At 68.9% G+C, this 23,064-nt stretch carries 24 protein-coding genes; 18 read left to right on the plus strand and 6 right to left on the minus strand.

Annotated elements, in window-relative coordinates:
* Nucleotides 1–128 precede the first annotated feature (128 nt).
* The 7 genes from dnaJ to era all read left to right on the plus strand — a co-directional run bounded on the left by dnaJ (nucleotide 129) and on the right by era (nucleotide 5,774).
* Nucleotides 129–1,277, plus strand: coding sequence for a molecular chaperone DnaJ (gene dnaJ, locus V6M46_RS06355; RefSeq protein WP_332662949.1), 1,149 nt, complete (start codon nucleotides 129–131; stop codon nucleotides 1,275–1,277).
* Nucleotides 1,274–1,618 (plus strand): HIT domain-containing protein, encoded by a 345-nt coding sequence (locus tag V6M46_RS06360; RefSeq protein ID WP_332662951.1) that lies wholly within the window; start codon nucleotides 1,274–1,276, stop codon nucleotides 1,616–1,618. Before dnaJ ends, V6M46_RS06360 begins: the two co-directional genes overlap by 4 nt.
* A gap of 45 nt (nucleotides 1,619–1,663) precedes the next feature.
* Nucleotides 1,664–2,692, plus strand: a complete 1,029-nt coding sequence (locus V6M46_RS06365) for a PhoH family protein (protein ID WP_332662952.1) — start codon at nucleotides 1,664–1,666, stop codon at nucleotides 2,690–2,692.
* On the plus strand, nucleotides 2,670–3,146 hold the full coding sequence (gene ybeY, locus V6M46_RS06370; RefSeq protein WP_149688056.1) for an rRNA maturation RNase YbeY: 477 nt from the start codon (nucleotides 2,670–2,672) through the stop codon (nucleotides 3,144–3,146). Before V6M46_RS06365 ends, ybeY begins: the two co-directional genes overlap by 23 nt.
* A gap of 10 nt (nucleotides 3,147–3,156) precedes the next feature.
* Nucleotides 3,157–4,464 (plus strand): hemolysin family protein, encoded by a 1,308-nt coding sequence (locus V6M46_RS06375; RefSeq protein ID WP_332662955.1) that lies wholly within the window; start codon nucleotides 3,157–3,159, stop codon nucleotides 4,462–4,464.
* A 67-nt stretch (nucleotides 4,465–4,531) separates the two neighbouring features.
* Nucleotides 4,532–4,777 (plus strand): cytidine deaminase, encoded by a 246-nt coding sequence (locus V6M46_RS06380; protein WP_332662957.1) that lies wholly within the window; start codon nucleotides 4,532–4,534, stop codon nucleotides 4,775–4,777.
* Between the two features lie 79 nt (nucleotides 4,778–4,856).
* Nucleotides 4,857–5,774, plus strand: a complete 918-nt coding sequence (gene era, locus V6M46_RS06385; protein ID WP_332662959.1) for a GTPase Era — start codon at nucleotides 4,857–4,859, stop codon at nucleotides 5,772–5,774.
* Between the two features lie 127 nt (nucleotides 5,775–5,901).
* Here the strand turns inward: era and V6M46_RS06390 are convergent, their stop codons facing one another.
* On the minus strand, nucleotides 5,902–6,339 hold the full coding sequence (locus V6M46_RS06390) for a hypothetical protein (RefSeq protein ID WP_332662961.1): 438 nt from the start codon (nucleotides 6,337–6,339) through the stop codon (nucleotides 5,902–5,904).
* Nucleotides 6,340–6,422: 83 nt separating this feature from the next.
* A complete protein-coding gene (locus V6M46_RS06395; protein ID WP_332662963.1) occupies nucleotides 6,423–6,689 on the minus strand; it encodes an acylphosphatase in 267 nt (88 codons plus the stop codon).
* 25 nt (nucleotides 6,690–6,714) lie between these two features.
* Here V6M46_RS06395 and V6M46_RS06400 point away from each other — a divergent pair, with 25 nt between their 5' ends.
* From V6M46_RS06400 to V6M46_RS06410, 3 genes are all read left to right on the plus strand, one after another.
* On the plus strand, nucleotides 6,715–7,518 hold the full coding sequence (locus V6M46_RS06400; protein WP_332662965.1) for a pentapeptide repeat-containing protein: 804 nt from the start codon (nucleotides 6,715–6,717) through the stop codon (nucleotides 7,516–7,518).
* Nucleotides 7,519–7,526: 8 nt separating this feature from the next.
* Nucleotides 7,527–8,546 carry a PHP domain-containing protein gene (locus tag V6M46_RS06405; RefSeq protein WP_332662966.1) on the plus strand — a complete coding sequence of 340 codons (1,020 nt, stop codon included), beginning with the start codon at nucleotides 7,527–7,529 and terminating at the stop codon, nucleotides 8,544–8,546.
* Between the two features lie 93 nt (nucleotides 8,547–8,639).
* The gene (locus V6M46_RS06410; protein ID WP_332662968.1) at nucleotides 8,640–9,767 is read left to right on the plus strand and encodes a hypothetical protein; all 1,128 of its coding nucleotides are present in this window, start codon (nucleotides 8,640–8,642) and stop codon (nucleotides 9,765–9,767) included.
* On the opposite strand, the gene V6M46_RS06415 is transcribed toward V6M46_RS06410, so the two are convergent.
* Nucleotides 9,723–10,442 (minus strand): hypothetical protein, encoded by a 720-nt coding sequence (locus V6M46_RS06415; protein ID WP_332662969.1) that lies wholly within the window; start codon nucleotides 10,440–10,442, stop codon nucleotides 9,723–9,725. The genes V6M46_RS06410 and V6M46_RS06415 overlap by 45 nt on opposite strands.
* Nucleotides 10,443–10,500: 58 nt before the next feature.
* Nucleotides 10,501–10,986, minus strand: coding sequence for a flavodoxin family protein (locus tag V6M46_RS06420; RefSeq protein ID WP_332662971.1), 486 nt, complete (start codon nucleotides 10,984–10,986; stop codon nucleotides 10,501–10,503).
* A gap of 103 nt (nucleotides 10,987–11,089) precedes the next feature.
* On the opposite strand from V6M46_RS06420, the gene V6M46_RS06425 reads away from it, so the two are divergent.
* The 3 genes from V6M46_RS06425 to V6M46_RS06435 are packed head-to-tail and all read left to right on the plus strand — an operon-like array spanning nucleotide 11,090 to nucleotide 15,510.
* A complete protein-coding gene (locus V6M46_RS06425; RefSeq protein WP_332662973.1) occupies nucleotides 11,090–12,028 on the plus strand; it encodes an AAA family ATPase in 939 nt (312 codons plus the stop codon).
* 4 nt (nucleotides 12,029–12,032) lie between these two features.
* Nucleotides 12,033–13,295 carry a DUF58 domain-containing protein gene (locus V6M46_RS06430; protein WP_332662974.1) on the plus strand — a complete coding sequence of 421 codons (1,263 nt, stop codon included), beginning with the start codon at nucleotides 12,033–12,035 and terminating at the stop codon, nucleotides 13,293–13,295.
* A complete protein-coding gene (locus V6M46_RS06435; protein ID WP_332662975.1) occupies nucleotides 13,282–15,510 on the plus strand; it encodes a transglutaminase TgpA family protein in 2,229 nt (742 codons plus the stop codon). The genes V6M46_RS06430 and V6M46_RS06435 overlap by 14 nt, the downstream gene beginning before the upstream one ends.
* Here V6M46_RS06435 and V6M46_RS06440 read toward each other — a convergent pair.
* Entirely contained in the window at nucleotides 15,496–16,485 is a 990-nt protein-coding gene (locus V6M46_RS06440; protein ID WP_332662976.1) for a glutathione S-transferase family protein, read from the minus strand. The genes V6M46_RS06435 and V6M46_RS06440 overlap by 15 nt on opposite strands.
* A gap of 142 nt (nucleotides 16,486–16,627) precedes the next feature.
* Between V6M46_RS06440 and leuA the strand changes: the two genes are divergently transcribed.
* The 5 genes from leuA (at nucleotide 16,628) to V6M46_RS06465 (ending at nucleotide 22,666) form a co-directional block, all read left to right on the plus strand.
* On the plus strand, nucleotides 16,628–18,367 hold the full coding sequence (leuA, locus tag V6M46_RS06445; protein ID WP_332662977.1) for a 2-isopropylmalate synthase: 1,740 nt from the start codon (nucleotides 16,628–16,630) through the stop codon (nucleotides 18,365–18,367).
* Between the two features lie 97 nt (nucleotides 18,368–18,464).
* Nucleotides 18,465–19,421 (plus strand): NAD(P)-dependent alcohol dehydrogenase, encoded by a 957-nt coding sequence (locus V6M46_RS06450; protein ID WP_332662978.1) that lies wholly within the window; start codon nucleotides 18,465–18,467, stop codon nucleotides 19,419–19,421.
* Between the two features lie 187 nt (nucleotides 19,422–19,608).
* On the plus strand, nucleotides 19,609–20,691 hold the full coding sequence (locus V6M46_RS06455; RefSeq protein WP_332662980.1) for a saccharopine dehydrogenase family protein: 1,083 nt from the start codon (nucleotides 19,609–19,611) through the stop codon (nucleotides 20,689–20,691).
* Nucleotide 20,692: 1 nt separating this feature from the next.
* The gene (gene amaB / locus V6M46_RS06460; RefSeq protein ID WP_332662982.1) at nucleotides 20,693–22,198 is read left to right on the plus strand and encodes an L-piperidine-6-carboxylate dehydrogenase; all 1,506 of its coding nucleotides are present in this window, start codon (nucleotides 20,693–20,695) and stop codon (nucleotides 22,196–22,198) included.
* A gap of 39 nt (nucleotides 22,199–22,237) precedes the next feature.
* Nucleotides 22,238–22,666, plus strand: a complete 429-nt coding sequence (locus V6M46_RS06465) for a VOC family protein (RefSeq protein ID WP_332662984.1) — start codon at nucleotides 22,238–22,240, stop codon at nucleotides 22,664–22,666.
* Here V6M46_RS06465 and V6M46_RS06470 read toward each other — a convergent pair.
* Nucleotides 22,663–23,064, minus strand: a complete 402-nt coding sequence (locus V6M46_RS06470) for a DUF3052 domain-containing protein (RefSeq protein ID WP_332662986.1) — start codon at nucleotides 23,062–23,064, stop codon at nucleotides 22,663–22,665. The two genes, V6M46_RS06465 and V6M46_RS06470, sit on opposite strands and share 4 nt — an antisense overlap.

A 23,064-nucleotide genomic window follows, 5' to 3' on the forward strand; every position in this document is an offset into this window, starting at 1 on the left:
CTCGGCACCGTCGGGCCGACCCGCATGGACTATCCCGCAACGATGGCCGCCGTCGGCGCCGTCGCCCGCTACGTCGGCCGCATGCTGGCCGACAACTGACCCCACGTGATCAAGGACACCCACCACTGATGGCCCAGGACTATTACGCAACGCTCGGCGTCGGACGTGACGCGACTGCGGACGAGATCAAGAAGGCGTACCGCAAGCTCGCGCGCCAGCTGCACCCCGACGTCAACGGCGCGGACGACGCCTCCGATCGCTTCAAGGAGGTCACGGTCGCCTACGAAGTGCTGTCCGACCCGCAGAAGCGCTCGACGTACGACCGCGGCGGCGACCCGCTGAGCGCCCACGGCAGCGGCGGGTTCGGCGGTCAGGGCTTCAACTTCGACGACATCATGGACGCGTTCTTCGGCCAGAACGCCAGCCGCGGTCCGCGACCCCGCACGCAGCGCGGACAGGACGCCCTCCTGCGGCTCAACGTCGAGCTCGCGGAGGCGGCGTTCGGCGTGACCCATGAGATCAAGGTCGACACCGCCGTCACCTGCACGACGTGCAGGGGCAGCGGCGCCGCCAACGGCTCGCAGCCCGTCACCTGCCGCACGTGCCACGGCCACGGCGACGTCCAGCACGTGCAGCGCTCGCTGCTCGGCGACATCCGTACGTCCCGCCCGTGCCCCACGTGCCACGGCTTCGGCACGGTGATCCCCGAGCCGTGCCCCGAGTGCGCCGGTGAGGGCCGCGTACGCTCACGCCGCTCGATCTCGGTCACGATCCCCGCGGGCGTCGACCAGGGCACCCGCATCCAGCTGTCCGGCGAGGGCGAGGTCGGCCCCGGCGGTGGACCGGCCGGTGACCTCTACCTCGAGATCAACGTCGCCCGCCACGCGGTGTTCCAGCGCAAGGGCGACCAGCTGTTCTGCCAGATCACGGTGCCGATGACGGCAGCCGCGCTCGGCACGCACCTCGACCTGCCGACCCTCGAGGCCGACCTGCCCGAGCCGCCGGACGGCGCGACCACGGTCGAGCTCGACGTCCTGCCCGGCACCCAGTCCGGCGACACGCTGACGATCAAGGGCCATGGCGTGCCGCGGCTGCGGGGCTCGGGACGCGGCGATCTCAAGGTCCAGGTCATTGTCGAGACCCCCTCGCGGCTCGACGACGAGCAGCGCGACCTGCTGCTCCAGCTGGCCAGGGCGCGCGACGAGGAACGCCCCGAGGCACTGATCGCCAACAATCACAAAGGTGTCTTCGGCAAGATCAAGGATGCGTTCAAGTGAGCGACCCGGACTGCCTGTTCTGCAAGATCGTCGCGGGGGACATCCCGGCCGAGGTCGTGTCGACGACGGAGCACACCGTGGCGTTCCGCGACCTCAATCCGCAGGCGCCGACGCACGTGCTCGTCATTCCCAAGCGGCATGAGCCCGACATCGGCAGCCTCGCTGCGGCCGACACGGACGCGACGATCGCGCTGCTCGCCGAGGCCCGGCAGATCGCCGAGTCCGAGGGCGGCGGGTCATACCGGCTGGTGTTCAACACCGGCGCCGACGCGCACCAGACGGTGTTCCACTGCCACGCCCACGTGCTGGCCGGCCGCGAGATGGGTTGGCCGCCAGGCTGAGCGAATTCGCACGCTGTCACCGCGATTGCGTACGATTGAGACCACATGACTGATGACACCACGCCTGCCCACACGTTCACGATCCCGTCGAGCGTCCCGGCAGTTGCCCTGCTCGGGCCCGCTGACGAATTCCTGCGCCTCATCGAAGACTCCTTCGAGGCGCGCATTCATGCGCGCGGCAACACCATCACGGTGACCGGATCGCCGGCCGAGGCGGCGATGGTCGAGCGCCTGCTCGACGAGCTCGTGACGATCGTGCGGACGGGCCAGAACCTCACCCGCGAGACCGTCGAGCGCAGCATCACGATGCTGCGCACCGAGACCGAGGAGAAGCCGGCCGAGGTCCTGAGCCTCAACATCCTGTCCAACCGCGGTCGCACGATCCGACCCAAGACGGTCAACCAGAAGCGTTACGTCGACGCGATCGACCAGCACACGATCGTGTTCGGCATCGGCCCGGCGGGCACCGGCAAGACCTACCTCGCGATGGCCAAGGCCGTCCAGGCGCTGCAGGCCAAGGAAGTCACCCGCATCATCTTGACCCGGCCCGCGGTCGAGGCCGGTGAGCACCTCGGCTTCCTGCCCGGCACGCTCGGCGAGAAGATCGACCCCTACCTGCGCCCGCTCTACGACGCGCTGCACGACATGATCGACCCCGAGTCGATCCCCAAGCTGCTGACGTCGGGCGTCATCGAGGTCGCACCGCTGGCCTACATGCGCGGCCGCACGCTCAACGACGCGTTCATCATCCTCGACGAGGCGCAGAACACCACGCAGGAGCAGATGAAGATGTTCCTGACGCGCCTGGGCTTCGGCTCCAAGATCGTCGTCACGGGCGATGTCACCCAGGTCGACCTGCCGACCAGCACCAAGAGCGGTCTGCGCGTCGTCCAGGACATCCTCGACGACGTCCGTGACATCCACTTCTCGCAGCTGACCGCGTCAGACGTCGTGCGCCACAAGCTCGTCGGCCGCATCGTCGCGGCTTATGACTCGTTCGAGTCCGACGGTCCTCGCCGCAACCGCGTCGCCGAGGCAGGTGCAGAGCCACATGAACGTCGACGTACTCAATGAGTCCGGCGCCGACGTCGACGTCGTCGGCCTGACCCGCCTGTGCCGCTTCACGATGCGGCGCATGCGTCTCCACCCCGCGACCGAGCTGACGGTCCGCCTGGTCGATCCCGACACCATCGCGACGCTCAACGAGCAGTGGATGGGCAAGAAGGGGCCGACCGACGTCCTCTCGTTCCCGATGGACGAGCTCACGCCCGGCCGCGACGACGCCGAGAGCCCTGAGGGCTATCTCGGCGACATCGCGCTGTGCCCCCAGGTCGCTGAGCAGCAGGCGCCCGCCGCGGGTCACACGACACAGGACGAGGTCGACCTGCTCACGGTGCACGGCATCCTGCACCTCCTCGGCTACGACCACGCGGAGCCTGAGGAGCACAAGGAGATGTTCGGCATCCAGGGACGCCTCCTGCTGGAGTGGCAGCAGGCCGCCGAGGGCAAGGACCCCGAACAACCGTGACGAGCCCACGATGAACTGGGCGCCGATCCTCGTGTCGGTGGTCCTGGCGCTGGTCGCGGGCACCCTCGCCAGCGTCGATGCCGCGATCTCGGCGTTCTCCAAGGCGCGTGCCGAGGAGCTCGAGGACGAGGGCCGCGGGGGAGCCGGCCGCCTGGCGGAGATCCTCGAGGACCCTGCCCCGTTCCTCAACTCGGTCCTGTTGGTCCGCGTCGTCGCCGAGACCTCGAGCGTCGTGCTGGTCGCCCTGTTCGTCGCCGACCAGGTCGACGGGCTGTGGCAGCGCCTGCTCATCGCGGTCGGCGTCATGGTCGTCGTCAGCTTCGTCCTGATCGGCGTCGGCCCGCGTACGCTCGGGCGCCAGCACGCCGAGTCGATCGCCCTGGCCTCCGCGCTTCCGGTCATCGGCCTCACCCGCCTGCTCGGTCCGATCCCGCAGCTGTTGATCCTGCTTGGCAACGCCGTGACACCGGGCGAGGGCTTCCGTGAAGGTCCGTTCGCCTCCGAGGTCGAGGTGCGGGAGCTCGTCGACCTGGCCGCCGCGAGCTCGGTCATCGAGTCCGACGAGGGCAAGATGCTGCAGTCGGTGTTCGAGCTCGGCGACACGATCGCCCGCGAGGTCATGGTGCCCCGCACCGACCTCGTGTTCATCGAGCGCCACAAGACCCTGCGTCAGGCGATGTCACTGGCGCTGCGCAGCGGCTATTCGCGCATGCCGGTCGTCGGCGAGAACCTTGACGACGTCATCGGCATGGCCTACCTCAAGGACATCACCAAGCGGGTGTTCGACAACCACGTCGCCGAGACGACGGAGCGGGTCGAGTCGATCGCCCGCCCGTGCCTCTTCGTGCCCGACACCAAGCACGCGGACGACCTCCTCAAGGAGATGCAGGCCGAGCGCACGCACGTCGCGATCGTCGTCGACGAGTTCGGCGGCACGTCCGGGATGGTCACGATCGAGGACATCGTCGAGGAGATCGTCGGCGAGATCACCGATGAGTACGACACCGAGCCCGAGGAGAGCGAGCAGCTCCCGGACGGCTCGTGGCGTCTCAGCTCCCGCTTCGAGGTCGACGACCTCGAGGACCTGTTCGACATCCCGATCGAGGACGAGGACGTCGACTCGGTCGGCGGTCTCATGGCCAAGCACCTCGGCAAGGTCCCCATCCGCGGCAGCGTCGTCGAGGTCGAGGGCCTGCGCTTCGAGGCCGAAGGGCCTTCGGGCCGTCGCAATCGCATCGGACGGGTCCTCGTGAGCCGGATCGAACAACCCACGAACACCCCTGCATCGAGAGGTTCGGACCATGGAACTCAGTCCTGAGGACGCAAAGTTGGTGACGCTCGCGCGTGCCTCGAGGGGTCGCACGGGTGCTGCCGAAGGCGCGGCGGTGCGCGACCTCGACGGTCGCACGTACGCCGCGTCGACCGTCGGACTCGAGTCGCTGCACGTCGCTGCACTCGACCTCGCCGTCGCGATGGCCGTGTCGTCGGGTGCCAAGGGGCTTGAAGGCGCCGCGGTGGTCACCGAGTCGGTGTCGGTCGACGTGGCGGCCGTGCGCGACCTCGGGGGTTCCGGGGTCACCGTCTTCGTGGCCGATCCCAGCGGTGCGGTCGGGTCGGTGCGGGAGTCATGAGCGAGCGCAGCGAGCGACCCATGTGGCAGGGATCATGCCATCGCCTCCGTATCGTGGGTCTTGTCGCGGAGGCGATGGCATGAGCGAGTTCAAGTCCGGGTTCGCCTGCTTCGTCGGCCGACCCAACGCCGGCAAGTCCACGCTGACCAACGCGCTCGTCGGCGGCAAGATCGCGATCACGTCGTCCAAGCCGCAGACCACGCGGCACGCGATCCGCGGCCTGGTCAACCGTGACGACGCGCAGCTGATCCTGATCGACACCCCGGGGCTGCACAAGCCGCACACGCTGCTGGGCGAGCGCCTCAACGCGCTGGTCCGCTCGACGTGGTCCGAGGTCGACACGATCGGTATGTGCCTGCCGGCCAACGAGACCGTCGGCGAGGGTGACAAGTTCCTGATCCGCGAGCTGGCACAGATCCGCCGGAAGCCGGTCTTCGCGATCGCGACCAAGACCGACCTGGTCAAGCCCGACAAGCTCCGCGACCACCTGCTCCAGATCCAGCAGGCCGGCATCGACGCCGGACTGCAGTGGCAGGAGATCATCCCGGTGTCGGCCGTCGCCAACGACCAGGTCGACCTGCTCGCCGACCTGCTGATCGGCACGCTGCCCGAGGGGCCGGCGCTCTATCCCGAGGGCCAGCTGACGGACGAGCCCGAGGAGACGCTGATCGCGGAGATCATCCGCGAGGCTGCTCTCGAAGGCGTACGTGACGAGCTCCCGCACTCGATCGCGGTGGTCGTCGACGAGATGGTTCCGCGCCCCGACCGCCCCGAGGACAAGCCGTTGGTCGACGTGCGCGTCAACGTCTACGTCGAGCGCGACAGCCAGAAGGGCATCATCATCGGCAAGCAGGGTGCCCGCCTGCGCGAGATCGGCACCAACTCCCGCGCGCAGATCGAGAAGCTCCTCGGCACTCCGGTCTACCTCGACCTGCACGTCAAGGTGGCCAAGGAGTGGCAGCGCGACCCCAAGCAGCTCCGCAAGCTCGGCTTCTGACGCCTCATGGACCGGGCGCCGGGCCGTAGCCGTTCGCCTGTCGCCGTCTCCGGTGTCGAGCAGCTCGGCGAGCTGGGAGAGGCACACGTGGTAGCCGGCGGCGGTGACCCCGAGGATCGTCGAGAAGCTACCGCGACTCGGCCTTGCGCAGCACCGACTTGAGCTGCTTCCCGAGCGCGTTGGCTCCGACGATCGGGATCAACGCGCCGATGAGCCGACCCTTCAAGGAGTTCGCGACGCGGGTCAGGGTGACGTGGACGTCCGTGCCCCCGGCCACCGGCTCGAGCTCGTAGCGCCACCCGCTGCCCGGCCCCCACAGGTTGGACTCCACGGTGTCGACCGTGACGGTGCCGGCCGCGTCGTCCCACGCGTAGTGGCTGCGCTCCCAACCCATCGCGGTGCCCTCGGTGACGTCGGCGGTGGTCGGGCCGAGCTCGTGCACCGTGAAATGCGCGTCGTCGATGTTCGGCCAGTTGGCCGGGCGTTCGGGCCCGAAGTCGACCAGCAGGGCGAGGACATCGCTTGGCGACAAGCTGGTGTGAACGGTGAACTGCGTCTTCGGCATGCTGCGTTCCTTCGCATCGCGTGGCGGGGATTCCCCCGTTGCAGTAGATCCTCCCGTAGTTCGGTGCGCGGTGGGGCCTGCCTTCAACGAACGTTGAAGCCGGTCAAACCCTCAGGCTCCTCGTCGCTCACCTCGACCCCGGAGACCGCGGCATGCGGCGGACCCTGACGGCACCACTCGACCAGCGCCTCGACGGCGGCGTCCGCGCCCTCGAACACGGCCTCGACCGCGCCGTCCGGACGGTTCGAGACCCATCCCGCGACGCCGCGCACCGCCGCCTCGCGCTGGCAGGAGGCGCGGAAGAACACGCCCTGGACGGCACCTCTCACCACGACGCGTCGGCGGATCATCGCTCCAGCGTATTAGGCTCCCCGCGTGGACCGCCGCCTCGAGCTTGTCGCCGACTGCAGCAGCTGCTTCGGGCTGTGCTGCGTGGCACTGGCGTTCGAGAAGTCGGCGGACTTCCCGATCGACAAACGAGCCGGCGACCCGTGCCTCAATCTGCAACAGGACTTCGGCTGCGGGATCCACGATCGACTCCGCGAGGAGGGATTCCGCGGTTCCGCGGTGTACGACTGCTTCGGCGCCGGACAGCAGGTCGCCCAGGTGACCTTCGGGGGCGTGAGCTGGCGTGACGCGCCCGAGACCTCGGCGTCGATGTTCGCGGCGCTCCCGGTCATGCGGCAGCTGCACGAGATGCTCTGGTATCTCGCCGAGGCGCTCACGATGCCTGCCGCCGAACCGCTGACGCCCGAGCTCGAGCAGGTGTATGCCACGACTCAGGCCCTCACGCGTACGGCCGCCGACGCCCTCGCGGCGCTCGACCTCCCGGCTCATCGTGCAAAGGTCAGCCCCTTGCTGCAGCGCACGAGTGAGCTCGTACGCGCGGCTCACCGCGGCCCTGAGCACCGCGGCGCCGATCTCATCGGCGCCGACCTGGCCCAGGCCGACCTCCGCGGCGCCAACCTGCGCGGCGCATTGCTCATCGCGGCCGATCTGCGTGGCGCGGACCTCCGCGAGGCGGACCTCATCGGCGCCGACCTCCGGGACGCCGACGTCAGCGGGGCCGACCTGACCGGCAGCCTCTTTCTCACCCAGGTGCAGGTCAATGCCGCACGGGGTGACGCGCGTACGAAGATCCCGGCGGCGCTCGTACGACCCGCGCACTGGGCGGGGTAGGGGACCGCATGGACGCTGTCGAGGCGCTGAAGGAGATCGGCTTCTGGCTCGAGCGCGAGCTTGCCAAGACGTATCGGGTCGAGGCGTTCCGCAGGGCCGCCGCCGCGATCGAGCACCTCTCCGACGACGAGCTCAGGCGGCAGGTGCAGGACGGCAGCCTCAAGCGGGTGAAGGGCATCGGCGACCGTACGTTCGGGATCATCGCCGAGGCCGTCGCCGGTGAGGTGCCGGGCTACCTCGCCGATCTCCGCGAGCGCGGCACCGCGCCACTCGCCACGGGTGGCGTGAAGCTGCGGGCCAAGCTGCGCGGCGACCTGCACAGTCATTCCAACTGGTCGGACGGCGGCTCGTCGATCCAGGAGATGGCGCGCGCCGCGGTGTGGCGGGGCCGGGAGTACCAGGTGATGACGGATCACTCGCCGCGCCTGACGATCGCCAACGGCCTGACCGCCGAACGGCTCGCGGAGCAGCTCGACGTCATTGCCGAGGTTGACGCCGAGTACGACGGTTTCCGCCTGCTCAGCGGCATCGAGGTCGACATCCACGAGAACGGCGACCTCGACCAGACCGACGCGATGCTCGGCCGGCTCGACGTCGTCGTCGCCAGCGTGCACTCCAAGCTCAAGATGGACCGCGACCTGATGACCCGTCGCATGGTCAACGCGATCGCCAACCCGCACACCAACGTGCTCGGCCACTGCACGGGGCGGCTCGTCATGGGGTCGCGCGGTGGGCGTGACGAGTCGCGCTTCGACCCCGAGATCGTCTTCGCGGCGTGCGAGCGCTTCGACGTCGCGGTGGAGATCAACTCGCGGCCCGAGCGCCAGGATCCCCCGAGCCGGCTGATCCAGCTGGCGCTCGACTACGGCTGCCTGTTCGCGATCAACACCGATGCCCACGCCCCGGGACAGCTCGACTTCCTCGACTACGGCGCCGAGCGCGCGGCGGCCAACAAGGTGCCGGCGTCGCGCATCGTGACGACCTGGCCCGTCGAGCGCCTGTTGGAATGGTCAAACGCGAAACACTGACGCATTTCGTCCATATACTGGTCCGACTTGTCTCGCGGAAGCCGTCGGTCCGGGCAGGCTCGACCACTCGTGACGACACACCTGGGAAGCCACATGTCTGATCCGACCCCGCCCGTTCCTGGTCTGGAACCCGCAGCCCGGCGCCGCAAGCTCAGCCGGACATGGATCGTCGCCATCGCCGTCGTGGTGGTTCTCGCGCTGGGACTCGGCGGGGCGGCGTACGGCGTGCACGTCGAGGGCGATGCGAGGGCCAGAGAATACTCCGAGGCCCTCGACGCATGGAACGACCAGAAGAACGACCTCTTGGGCGCACCGGCGGAAGCGACCAACGGGCTGTGGGACTTCGACGACTCCACGACCAAGAAGTCACTGGCGAAGCAGAAGGTCGCCTGCGAGCGGGTGCTGACGCTGCGCAAGTCCGCTGCCCGCAACGCCGCGGCGGTCCCGAAGGAGCCCGACAACTTCTTCAAGCTCCTGAGCTCCGATGAACGCACGGCGATCAAGGAGTCGGCGGCCCGCGCGAAGGCGGTGAAGGCATACGTCACGGCAGCCGACAACGTGCTGGTGCAGATGCGCAGGGACTGCGTCTGGAACATCAGGGTGAACGCCACGAAGGAGGGTGACTCGGGAGCCGAGAAGATCTTCGACAAGGCCCAAGATCTTCTGCTCAAGCCCGGTCGCAGTGTGGGCAACTACTACTGCCCGTCGACGTCCAAGGCCTCCTGCCTCCCCGTCTCGGTGCAGGAGCGAACCAGGTACGTCGAGCTGATTCTCAAGGGGCTCAAGGTGGACAAGGCCTACCTCACGAAGAGGTTCTTCGCCGGCTCGTCGTGCGACCGAACCTCTTACGCCGAGCTGTGCTCCGCGCTCAAGGCCAATCTGTCGTCCTACTACGCCAACATCGGCGACTACAGCGGCGCCATCAAGTCGGTCGCCCCGTCGAACAGCAAGCTCGGCCGAGAGTTCGACAAGATGGTCAAGAACAACAAGTCGGCCGACAAGGCGTTCAAGAAGGCGCTGTTCAAGGCGCACCCGGACTTCAAGTCCAACTTCCGGGTGTCGAGGTACCCGTTCTGGCAGGAGGCCTACTTCGATGCCTCGACCGAGGAGTCGATCGAGAGCCTGGACCAGCTCAGGAAGGCGGTGCTGTCCGGATCGGGGAGCACCGGCTCAGGCTCACTGCAGGCTCTGGGCGAGCTGCCGGACGTCCACCTGCGTTGACGGGGTCGCCACTCGGCCGGTCACCTCGTCGTACACGTCGATCAGCTCGGCCAGTTCCTTGACCATGCGTCGCGCCCGGGCCGGCTCGCTGCCGCAGTCGGCGCGGCACTCGCCGGACGCCGCGACGAGGTGGGCGACGACCAGCGCCCTGGCGGCGTACGCCTCGGCCGGCTCGAGCTCGGGAGCCATCACGAACGCGAACACCCGGGACGCGTTGAGGTGGAAGCTCGTGTGCGCGGGGTCCAGATCGCCGGTGTGCCTCGGATATGCCATGGCCTCGTCGATGGCCCGGTGCACGTCCGTCGAGTCGCCGTCGCGGCCCAGCCAGGTCTCGGCCTCCTCGATCGCACCGACGACCCGGCTCCGCGAGTCCGGCTCCAGCAACGCCATGACCTGGCGCGCCTGCGCGATGCGCAGCCTGGCGCGCAGCTCGGGGGAGTCCTCCGTCGTGCCGAAGAGCCGGCCGATCAGCGGCACGAGTCGTGCACGGTCGCTGTCGCGCAGCAGGTCGTTCGTCGTGCGTGCCTCGTGGGCCAGCATCGGGTGCGTGCACTCCGGACGGTCGCTCCAGTCCTCACCGGCGAGCAGCGAGACGTACTCCATCACGCATGCCTCACCGTGATCGGCGTCGTGGGAGCCGGCGGACAGGGTCGGCAAGGCGTCGGGCACGTTCATGGTCACTCCCTCGGGTCGGCACGTCGATTCTCCACCCGCATGCCAAGGAACGCGAGGCTCAATCCATCAGCAACGCGGCCAGGGTCCCGCCGAGGTCACGTGCGGCGTCGAGGTCCGCATCGGCCACGTCGCCCATGATCTCGAGGACCTCGGCCGACTGGGTCCACGACAACGCCTGCACGATGCTCTGCACCGAACGCACCGCACCCGTCGTGTCATAGCGGCCGTGCACCCAAAGCCCGTACGGCTTCTTGCCGCCGGCGCCCTTGCCGGCCGAGCCGTCCTCGGCGAGCGAGCCGCCGGCCTCGAGGAAGATCGTGTCGAAGAAGTGCTTGAGCGCCCCGCTCATGTAGCCGAAGTTCGCCGACGTCCCCAGCAGGTAGCCGTCCGCGGCCAGGACGTCCTCGGCGTTGGCCTCGAGCGCCGGGCGCACGACCACGTCCACGCCCTCGATCGCCTCGTCCGAGGCGCCCGCGACGACGGCATCAGTGATCCGTTGCAGGTTCGGCGTGGGGGAGTGGTGGACGATCAACAGGCGCGACACGCGCCCAACGTACCGCGACCGAGCCGTGAACATCCGACGTCCGGAAACCGTCGATCCTCGCTGACATCGGTGCGCATTTGGTGGGATGTGGTTACGATCGCTTATGGAGTTCGAGACAGCTGCTCGGGCCATTCTCGCCAACATCGAGAAGGTCATCGACGGCAAACCTGAAGCCGCGGAAGCCGCTCTGGTCGTGTTCCTCGCCGAAGGGCACCTCCTCATCGAAGACGTTCCAGGAGTCGGCAAGACGGTTCTCGCCAAGGCCCTCGGCCGCTCGGTGAGCTGCTCGGTGCGCCGCATCCAGTTCACGCCCGACCTGCTGCCGTCCGACATCACGGGCGTCTCGGTCTACAACCAGGCCGACCGCGAGTTCGAGTTCAAGCCCGGAGCGGTGTTCGCCAACATCGTGATCGGTGACGAGATCAATCGCGCCTCGCCCAAGACCCAGTCGGCTCTGCTCGAGGCGATGGAGGAGCGACAGGTCACGGTCGACGGCACGACGTACGTCCTGGCCAGCCCGTTCACGGTCGTCGCGACGCAGAACCCCTTCGAGATGGAGGGCACGTACGCCCTTCCCGAGGCCCAGCGCGATCGCTTCATGGCACGCATCTCGATGGGCTACCCCGACTCCGCCGCCGAGCTCGCCATGGTGCGCGGCCGCGACGCGGAGAACCCGTTCGACGACCTCGAGTCCGTCGCCTCGATCGAGGACGTGCAGGCCATGATCGCCACTGCCAGGGCGATCTACGTGTCCCCGGCCGTCGAGCAGTACGCCGTCAACATCGCGCAGGCCACGCGTGTCGACGCCGACCTGCGTCTCGGCGCGAGCCCCAGGGCGACGCTCCAGCTCGTGCGAGCAGCCAAGGCCCGCGCGGCCGTCCAGGGCCGCGACTACGTCCTCCCAGATGACATCGACGCGCTCGTCCCCGTCGTGCTGCCGCACCGGTTGATCCCCATGCGCGGTGCGTCGAGCGTCGAGGACGTCGTCGACCGCATCGTCGCCGAGACACCTGTCCCGGCCGGCGCCGTCCAGCCGAGCTGACACCATGACGACCGACAGCTCCGGCGGCCGCCTTCGGCAGGCCGCGAGCTCGGTCGTGCTCACCCGGCGAGGGGTCGGATTCCTCGTCGCCGGCGTCGTCAGCTTCGTCGCCGCACCGATCCTGTCGCTGCCGGCGCTCCTGTACGTCACGGGTCTGATGCTCGCGCTGGTCCTGTTCTCCGGGATCTACGTCTTCGCGGGCCACTCCCGCGTACGCATCGAGCGCTCGTTCGCGCCGCAGGTCGTACCTCCGGGCGAGATGTCTCACGCCACGGTGCGCATCACCAACCTCTCGGTGCTGCCATGCCTCGAGGCCAGGTGGTCCGACGACCTGCCCCACGGCATCTCCGGTGACGCCTCCGGCATCCTCCCGGCACTCGGCGGCAGCCACGGCACCGACTCACGGGTCTCCTTCTCGTACGCGCTGCAGGGCCTGCGGCGCGGTCGTCACCCGATCGGGCCGCTGCGGGTCAACGTGCTGGATCCCTTCGGCCTGGTCTTCCGCCGGCACACGTTCGGCAGCCCCGAGATGCTGACGGTCCTGCCGCGCCGCTACGAGCTGCGGCCCATCGCCCCGCGTGGCACGAGCGAGGACGGCGCGACCCGCCCGGCGCCGCAGCACGTCGGGGTCGGCGACGATGACGTCATCGCGCGGGCCTACCTGCCCGGCGACGCCATGAAGCGGCTGCACTGGAAGGCCACGGCGCACCGCGGGGAGCTGATGGTCCGCCAGGAGGAGCAGCAGCTCACACCCCGTGCAGCCGTCGTGCTCGACTGCGAACCGGTCAGCCAGGGCACCGCGCGGGACAGCCAGGGCCAGTGGGAGTACTCCGCCTCGTTCGAGTGGTCCGTCGTCGCGGCCGCATCGATCACCGCGCACCTGGTCAAGGCCGGATACGTCGTGGTGCTCCAGTCCAACGGGACCGCGATCGACCGCTTCATCGCCGATGGACAGGACACCCTCGAGGACGCCATGGTCGACCTCGCCGTGGCCGAGCCCGAGGAGCACGACAACGATCGCCGCGTGGCCCCTGAGCGTGCGGTATTCGTGGTGCTCGGACGCGTGAGCATCGAACGGGCCGAGCACTGGGCCGCCACGATGTCGACGTCGCGCACGGTGCTCGCCCTCGTCGAGGCGCACAGCTCACGCGAGGCTCTGGGTGTGCTCGAGGACGCCCGCTGGCGCGTCGTGACCTACCGACCCAATGACGACATCGGCCACTTGTGGACCGAGTTCGACGGAGCGCGGACCCATGTTGCGGGCTGAGGCATCGACGCAGCGCGTCACCGCCCGCACGGCGCGCGACACGTGGTTCGACCACCTCATCATCGGGCTGGCGTTCGCGCTGCTCCTGTCGGGTTTCCGCAGCGTCATCGCCGGCAACGACTGGTGGATCACGACGATCCTCGTGGCCACGCTGACCGGCCTGGCGTGTGCGATCCTGCGTGCCGTCGGCCTTCGGTGGGTAGCGCCGATCGCCGTGGTCGTGGAGCTGCTCGCCCTGGCCTGGATCTTCGTGCCCGACACGCTGATCGTCATCCTGCCGACGCTCGACACGTTCCGTGAGCTGGGCAGTCTGGCGTCGGCGGCCCAGGTGATCATCATCGAGGAGCAGGCGCCGGTCGCCGCCGCGAAGCCCGTCGTGCTCGTCGTCGCCAGCTCATTCGGTCTGCTCGTGATCGTCGCCGACGTCCTGCTCGAACGCCGCCGGGCAGCATCGGGCATCGGCCTGTTGCTGCTCGCGGTCTTTGCGACGCCGGCACTGATCGCCGGGGACACGCCGTCGGTGTGGCTGTTCGTCGTGGTCGCGGCGCTGTGGCTCGTGATCCTGCGGTCCAGGACGGCCGTGGGCGGTACGCTCGCCCGTCGGCAGCGCGGCCCCGCACTCGTCCTGGGTGTCGCCGCTCTCGCTGCGGCGGTCACCTTCCCCGTCATCTCGCCCGACGTCAGCGCCGTGGCGACGTCGTGGGGCAAGCCGCCGCCGGCGGTGTTCGGCCGTGGCATCAACCCGATGCTGGAGCTCGGCCAGAACCTCCGGCGCAACGGCACCACGACCGCACTCACGTACACGACCGGGCTGCCCGAGGCGCCCTATCTCAAGGTCGCGACGCTTCGAGACTTCTCGGGCAAGACGTGGAAGCCCGGTTCCACCCGGCAGTTCAGCGCCCCCGAGGGGGCCGAGGCGCTCATGGACCCGGACATCAAGGTCGAACGGGAGTCGACCACCATCACGATCCGTCAGCTCCGCACCACGATGCTGCCCGTGCCCTACCCGATGGAGGACGTCTCGGGCCTCGAAGGCAAGTGGCTCAGGGGGTTCGGGCTCACGATGACGTCGCCCGACGACGACACCCGGGGGCAGAGGTACTCCGTCACGAGCCTCGACATCCAGCCGACCGCCACCCAGATGCGGGCGATCCCGCCGCCCAGCTCCAGGATCCTCGTCCAGCACGAGACCGACCTCCCCGAGAAGATGCCCGCGATCATCGAGGACACGGCGCGACGCGTGACCGAAGATGCCACGAACCAGTACGACCAGGTCATCGCCCTCCAGGACTACCTCCGCAACGACGGGGCGTTCGCCTACTCCGAGACCGCTCCGGTCGCCGACGGCTACGACGGCAACGGGATCGACGTCATCGCGAAGTTCCTCGAGAAGAAGTCCGGCTACTGCGTGCACTTTTCCTCGGCGATGGCCGTCATGGCCAGGACGCTCGGCATCCCGTCCCGGATCGCGGTCGGCTATGCGCCGGGCAGCGTCGTGGGTGTCAGAGACGGCCAGAACCAGTACGAGGCGACGTCCGACGACCTGCACGCGTGGACCGAGATCTACTTCGAGGGTGCGGGCTGGATCAGCTTCGAGCCGACCCCGGGCGTCGGCTCGGCCACGAGGTTCCTCGAGCCGGGCTCACCGTCCTCAAGCACGGACGACGGCGAGGTGTCCGGCACCAACCGCCAGTCGGTGCGTGAGGAGACCAACCCGGTCGACAGCACCGCCGCGACCTCGTCCGATTCATCGCGGACCGCACCCCGGACGGCGCTGATCACGGTCGCCGCGCTGGTCCTGCTCGTGGGTGTTCCGGCCCTCCTGCGCTGGGCTCGGCGTCGCTGGCGGTTCAGCCGTGCCGGCTCGTCGGTCGAACCCCTGTGGCGCGAGCTAGAGGACTCAGCGCGCGACTTCGGCCTGCCGTTCTCGCCGACGGACACACCGCGTGGCTTCGCGACCCGACTGGGTGCCCGGGACGGCATCGACCACGACGCCCTCACACGCCTGCTCCACAGGGTCGAGCGGGCCCGATTCGCCCGTACGGCGATCCAGGAGGGAGACGGCTCGGACGATCTCCGCGCGATCCTCACCTCGCTGTCGGAGGGTGCGTCGCGACAGGAGCGGTGGCGGGCGATCGCGCTGCCTCGATCGCTCGCGGGCCGCCGCGCCTACGCCCCGAGCGGTCCGCTCCAGCCCGTGTCAACGCTCGGGTAGGGGAGCGGTCCCGTTGCCGAACGGGTGCCCGCCGAGCGCCTCGCGCCCGTGCGGCGTCAGCCACACGTCGGGATCGGGGCCCTGGGGCACGATCCCGGTGGGATTGATGTCGGAGTGCACGACGTAGTAGTGCCGCTTGATCTGGCCGAAGTCGATCGTCTCGCCGAAGCCCGGCGTCTGGAACAGGTCGCGCGCGTACGCCCACAGGACCGGCAGCTCGCTGAGCTTCTGCCGGTTGCACTTGAAGTGGCCGTGGTAGACCGCGTCGAACCGCGCCAGTGTCGTGAACAGGCGGACGTCGGCCTCGGTGATCGTCTCGCCCATGAGGAATCGCCGGGTCGCGAGCCGCTCCTCGAGCCAGTCGAGCGCGGCGAACAGCCGGTCGTACGCCGCGTCGTACGCCTCCTGCGAGCCGGCGAAGCCGCAGCGGTAGACGCCGTTGTTGACCTCGGTGAAGATCCGCTGCATGACCTCCGCCATCTCGTCCCGCACGCCCGCGGGCCACAGGTCGGGGGCGCCCTCGCGGTGGAACTCGGTCCACTCGGTCGCGAGGTCGTGCGTGATCCACGGGAAGTCGTTGGTCACGACCTCGCCGGTCGGCACGTCGACGATCGCCGGGACCGTGATGCCGCGGGCATAGCCGGGGAACCGCTTGAAGTACGCCTCCTGGAGCCGCTCGATGCCGAGCACCGGGTCGACGCCGCCGGGGTCGAGGTCGAACGTCCAGCTGCGCGCGTCGTGGGTCGGCCCGCAGTAGCCGATCGAGATGGCGTGCTCGAGCCCCAGCAGGCGGCGCACGATGATCGACCGGTTGGCCCACGGGCACGCGCGGGCGACGATCAGGCGATAGCGGCCCGCCTGCACCGGCCAGCCGTCCCGCCCGTCGCGCGTGATCCGGTCCGGGATGTAGTTCATGTCGCGATCGAAGGCCTTGCCGGGGTCGACGTAGGAACCCTTGGCGGTGTCGCTGGTCATGCTGATAAAGTACCCATCAACATGCGGATCCAGAGCCTCCTCCTTCTCTGCCGCGTCGAGGTCCTCTAGGTCGGACCCCTCGGCGCGGAGTTTGTCACGTCCCGGCCGCAACCCAGCCAGACAAACACCCCGAGGATCCCGAATGACGACCTACGCCAACACCCCTCAGCAGCCCAGCGGCATGCCGTATCAGCGCTACAAGCCGTTCGTGCCGATCGAGCTGCCCGACCGCACGTGGCCGGGCAAGACCATCACGCAGGCACCGCGCTGGTGTGCCGTTGACCTGCGCGACGGCAACCAGGCCCTGATCGACCCCATGACCCCCGCGCGCAAGCTGGCGATGTTCCAGCTGCTCGTACGCATGGGATACAAGGAGATCGAGGTCGGCTTCCCCAGCGCGAGCCAGACCGACTTCGACTTCGTGCGCCAGCTGATCGAGGGCGACCACATCCCCGACGACGTGGTGATCCAGGTGCTCACGCAGTGCCGGGAGCCCCTGATCGATCGCACCTTCGAGTCGCTGGTCGGCGCCAAGCAGGCGATAGTCCACTTCTACAACTCGACGTCGACGTTGCAGCGGCGCGTCGTGTTCGGCCTGGACCGGGACGGCATCACCGACATCGCGACGCAGGGCGCCCGCCTGTGCATGAAGTATGCCGAGATCCACACGCCGGACACCAAGATCTCCTACGAGTACTCCCCGGAGTCCTACACCGGCACCGAGCTCGACTACGCGCTCGAGGTCTGCAGCAAGGTCATCGAGGTCATCGACCCGACGCCGGACTGGCCGCTGATCATCAACCTGCCGGCGACCGTCGAGATGGCCACGCCCAACGTCTACGCCGACTCGATCGAGTGGATGAACCGGCACCTGCCTCGGCGCGACAGCATCGTCTTGTCGCTGCACCCGCACAACGATCGCGGCACCGGCGTCGCGGCCGCCGAGCTGGGCTACATGGCCGGCGCCGACCGCATCGAGGGCTGCCTGTTCGGCAACGGCGAGCGCACGGGCAACGTCTGCCTGGTGACGCTGGGACTCAACCTGTTCAGCCAGGGCATCGATCCGCAGATCGACTTCCACGACATCGACGCGATCCGCCGCACGGTCGAGTACTGCAACGAGCTGCCGGTCCCGGAGCGTCATCCGTACGGCGGCGACCTGGTCTACACCGCGTTCAGCGGCTCGCACCAGGACGCGATCAAGAAGGGCCTGGAGTCGCTGGCCAAGGACGCCGCCGACGCAGGCCGGCACGTCGACGAGGTCCCGTGGGAGGTGCCCTACCTGCCGATCGACCCCAAGGACGTCGGCCGCACGTACGAGGCGGTCATCCGGGTCAACAGCCAGTCCGGCAAGGGCGGCGTCGCGTACATCCTCAAGAACGACCACCAGCTCGACCTGCCGCGTCGCCTGCAGATCGAGTTCAGCCAGGTCGTGCAGCAGCTCACGGAGGGCGAGGCGGGCGAGATCGAGCCGAGCGCGATCTGGGCGGCGTTCGAGCGGGAGTACCTCGACATCGGCGAGCCGTACGACCTGGAGAACTACCGCTCGATGACCGCCGAGGACGGTGGCGACCACCAGGTCGTGATGCTGCGCGTCCGAGGCGAGGCCAAGGAGTTCAGGGGCGAGGGCAACGGACCGGTCGCGGCCTTCGTCGACAGCCTGCGCCAGGCCGGGGCGGACATCAGCCTGCTCGACTACTCCGAGCACGCGTTGGCGCCGGGCTCCGAGGGTGCGACGACCAAGGCCGCGGCGTATGTCGAGTGCGATGTCGCCGGTGAGACCGTGTGGGGCGTCGGCATCCACAGCAACATCGTCACGGCTTCGCTGCGGGCCGTCGTCTCGGCCGCCAACCGCGCCGCCGCCCAGACGATCCCGGGCTAGAGCTTCGGGGGTCCTGCCGCGGCGCTGTCTCAGTCCGTCGGCAGGACCCACCCGTCGCTAGGCTGACGACAACTGCTGCTGTGAGACAGGAGCCCTGATGAAAGCCGTCATCCAGGACCGGTACGGCGCGGCCGACGTCGTCACCGTGGGTGATCTCCCAGAGCCGGTCCCGGCTGACGACGAGATCCTGGTCCGGGTCCGGGCCGCTTCCCTCAACGGATCGGACCGCGAGAACCTCGCCGGCCGTCCGTTCTACGCGCGTCTGCGCGGGTTGCGGCGCCCGCGCCATCCTGTGCCCGGCTCGGACATCGCCGGGGTCGTGTCGGCGGTGGGGCGTGCGGTGACGGAGTATGCGCCGGGCGACGAGGTCTTCGGGGAGCTCGCCGAATACCGTGGCGGGCTCGCGGAGTACGTCGCCGCCTCGCCGCGTCTACTGGCCCGCAAGCCACCCGGGATGACCTTCGTGGATGCGGCGGCGATCCCTCAGGCGGGTGGCATCGCGTTGCGCGCCACGCAGGGCGTCCAGCCCGGCGACCGGGTCTTGGTCAATGGCGCGGGGGGCGCCGGCGGCGTGTTCTTGATCGGCCTCGCCAAGCACCTCGGCGCCTCGGTCACGGCCGTGGACCGTGCGGACAAGGCGGACCACCTGCTGCGCCTCGGTGCCGACGAGACGATTGCCTACGAAGATCAGGACTGGGCCGATCACCGTGGCCGGTACGACCGCATCGTGGACTTGGTGGCGAACCGCTCGCCCTATCGGGTGCATCGGGCGTTGCGCCCAGGCGGGACGTACCTCGTGGTCGGCGGGCACACCCGCATCCTGCTCGCGACACTCGTCGCCGGGCCGACGATCCGGTGGACCACCGGGAAACGGGTCAGGGTGCTGGTGGTGCCGCAGTCGCGTGCCGACGTGGCGACGGTCGCCACCCTGGTCGCCGACGGCGTCATCGGACCCGTGGTCGACCGGATCTATCCCCTTGAGGAGGCGCCCGCGGCGTTGGCGAGGCTCGCCGCGGGAGACACCCAAGGAAAGGTCGTCATCGAGGTGACATGACGCGGACCGCGCGTTGGTCAGAAGAGGTGTCGATCGAGCGACGCCGCGAGGTTCCGGACGTGTCGCGAATCACTGCACCGGCCGGTACAGTAATCCGTCCTCGTACGCGATACGCTCGAGGGGACGCCGACCACCTTCGGCGCATCGTCGTACCGCGGTGGGACCCACCCGGTCGTGAGGAGGATTCGTGGCGCGCATCATCAACCAGGTCGCGGTGTTCGGGCTCGGCAAGGTCGGCGAGCTTGTCGCCGTCATGCTGGGGGAGTCGGGGTTCAAGGTCATCGGCTACGACGCCGCGCCCCGTGACGACCTCGGGTTCGAGGTCAAGCCGCTCGACGTGCAGGACACCGCCGGGCTGCGCGAGTCGCTGCGCGGGGTCGACGCTGTCGTGTCGTGCCTGCCCTTCCACCTCAACATCGACGTCGCCGAGGCCGCGTACGACGCCGGCACGCACTACTTCGACCTCACCGAGGACGTGCCCACGACCAACCGGGTCATCGAGCTCGCCAGCGCGAAGCCCGGGGCTGCGTTCGCCCCGCAGTGCGGCCTTGCTCCCGGACTGATCGGCATCATCGGTGCCTCGATCGCCAAGACCTTCGACGATATCCGTTCGATCGAGCTCAAGGTCGGTGCGCTGCCGCAGAACCCGACGGGTCTGCTCGGCTATGCCATCAACTGGTCGCCGGAGGGCGTCGTCAACGAGTACCTCAACGACTGCGAGGTGCTGCGCTCGGGCAACCGGCAGATGGTGCCGGCGATGACCGAGAAGGAGCGGGTTTTCATCGGCGGCATCGAGCTCGAGGCCGCGCTGACGTCCGGCGGACTCGGCACGATGTGCGAGACGTACGAGGGCCGCGTCCACCGGCTCGACTACAAGACGCTGCGCTACCCCGGCCACTTCGACCAGATGCACTTCCTGTTCGACGAGCTCAACCTGCGGGAGCAGCGTGAGCTCGTGGGCAAGATGCTGGTCGACTCCAAGCCGCCGGTCAGCGACGACGTCGTCTTCATCCACGCCGCCGTCGAGGGCGTCAAGCACGGTCACCCGTTCCGTGAGAACCACGTGCGCGCCTACAAGCCGCTCAACATCTCCGGCCGGATGTGGCGTGCGATCTCGTGGACCACCGCCGCATCGGCCGTCAGCGTCGTCGAGCTCGTCGCCGATGGCACGCTGCCGGACACTGGATTCATCAAGCAGGAAGACATCACGCTCGAGCAGCTGTTCTCGACACAGGCCGGGCGCCACTTCGCCGAGCAGGGAGAGGTCTGACATGACCGACATCGCCATTCGTACGCAAGACATCCTCGACCGCCTCGGCGCGGGCAACCCGTTCGTCGCAGACGGTGACCTGGTCTGCCGTTCGCCGATCGACGGCGGCGAGATCGGTCGCCTCCGCTCGCACACGCCCGACGAGGCCGCCGACGTCATCGGCCGCGCCCAGTCGGCGTTCGAGCAGTGGCGCAGCGTGCCCGCGCCCGTACGCGGACAGTTCGTCCGCGAGCTCGGCGAGCTGCTGCGTGAGCACAAGGACGATCTCGGCGCCCTCGTCTCGATCGAGGCCGGCAAGATTGTCTCGGAGGGCCTCGGTGAGGTCCAGGAGATGATCGACATCTGCGATCTGGCCGTCGGCCTGTCGCGCCAGCTGCACGGCCTGACGATCGCGACCGAGCGTCCCGGCCACCGGATGATGGAGCAGTGGCACCCGCTGGGTGTCGTCGGCGTCATCTCGGCGTTCAACTTCCCGGTCGCCGTGTGGTCCTGGAACGCTGCGCTGGCCTTCGTGTGCGGTGACGCCGTGGTGTGGAAGCCGTCGGAGAAGACGCTGCTGACCGCGCTGGGCTGCCAGGCGCTCGCCGCCGAGGCCGCTCGTCGCGCCGGCGTGCCCGAAGGGCTGTCCGCGGTGCTGCTGGGCGACTACCGGATCGGCGAGGTGCTCGTCGACGATCCGCGCGTGCCCCTCGTCTCGGCGACCGGCTCGACGCGCATGGGCAAGCAGGTCGCCCCGCGGGTCGCGGCCCGCCTCGGACGTACGCTCCTGGAGCTCGGCGGCAACAACGCCGCGATCGTCGCGCCGTCGGCAGACCTCGACCTCGCCGTGCGCGGCATCGTGTTCTCCGCGGTCGGCACGGCCGGCCAGCGGTGCACGTCACTGCGCCGCATCATCGTGCACGAGTCGATCAAGGACGACCTCGTGGCACGGCTCAAGGCGGCTTACGAGACGCTGCCGATCGGCTCGCCGCTCGAGTCCTCGACGCTGGTCGGACCGCTCGTCGACAAGCCCGCGTTCGACGCGTTCGGCGCTGCCGTCGAGCAGGCCAGGGCCGACGGAGGCGACCTCGTGACGGGTGGCACGGCGGCCGATGTCGAGGGCGATGGCCACTACGTCCATCCCGCGATCATCGACATGCCCAAGCAGACCGAGATCGTCAAGACCGAGACGTTCGCCCCGCTGCTGTACGTCCTGACCTACACCGACTTCGACGACGCCCTCGCGATGCACAACGAGGTCGCCCAGGGTCTGTCGTCGTCGATCTTCACGCTCGACGTGCGCGAGGCCGAGATGTTCATGTCGGTCGTCGGCTCCGACTGCGGAATCGCCAACGTCAACATCGGCCCCTCGGGTGCCGAGATCGGCGGCGCGTTCGGTGGCGAGAAGGAGACCGGCGGCGGCCGCGAGTCGGGCTCTGACGCGTGGCGCGTCTACATGCGCCGGTCCACCAACACGGTCAACTACTCCACCGAGCTCCCGCTCGCGCAAGGCGTCGAGTTCGTCTGATCGCGCCAAAGTGTCTGCCGTGCGGGGCACAGTGAACGTATGAGCAAAGAAGTGCAGATCACGTTCGACTGTGCCGACCCGGGCGCCCTCGCCGAGTTCTGGGCGGAGGCGCTCGGCTACGCCGTGCAGGCCCCGCCCGAGGGGTTCGACTCGTGGGAGACCGCGCTCGCGGCGTTCGGTGTGCCCGAGAGCGAGTGGAACTCCAGGTCGGCGATCGTCGCGGACGGCCGGCCCAGGATCTTCTTCCAGCGGGTCCCCGAGGGCAAGATCGTCAAGAACCGCCTCCATCTCGATGTCCGGGTTCCTGACGCCACGGGTGACGTTCGGATGGATGTGCTCGAGACGGAGGCGTCGCGGCTCGAGGGGTTCGGCGCGACCCGTGCCTACCGGGTCGAGCCCGCCCCGCCACTCGAGTCCGGGTTCATCACGATGCGCGATCCCGAGGGCAACGAGTTCTGCCTCGACTAGCGAGTCCGGTTCTCCTTGCGCCACATGAGCTTGAGACCTGACCAGTCGCCGTCGATCGCGGCAACCTTGACGTCGACCAGGCCCAGCTCGAGCGCGCCGTCGCGGATCGCGTTCTCGGTCACGTCGCTGACATGGCCCGCTGCCTTGCGGGGCCACGCGATCCACAGCGAGCCGGCCGGGAAGATCCACTCGCCCCACGCGGCGAGGCCGTCGAGCTCGGCCGCGGAGCGTACGAACACCAGCGCGACGTCGGTCGGGCCCTCGGGCACCCGCTCGACATCCTCGAGCGGCTCGGCGAAGTCCCAGTCGCCGTCCGCGCCGACGACCACGAGCCGAAGCCCCGGCCTGACCCCGAGCTTCTTGAGCTGCGGTGTTCCGGAGTAGCCGCTGTCTGCCAT

It is taken from the genome of Aeromicrobium sp. (assembly GCF_036676885.1).
GTDB lineage: Bacteria > Actinomycetota > Actinomycetes > Propionibacteriales > Nocardioidaceae > Aeromicrobium.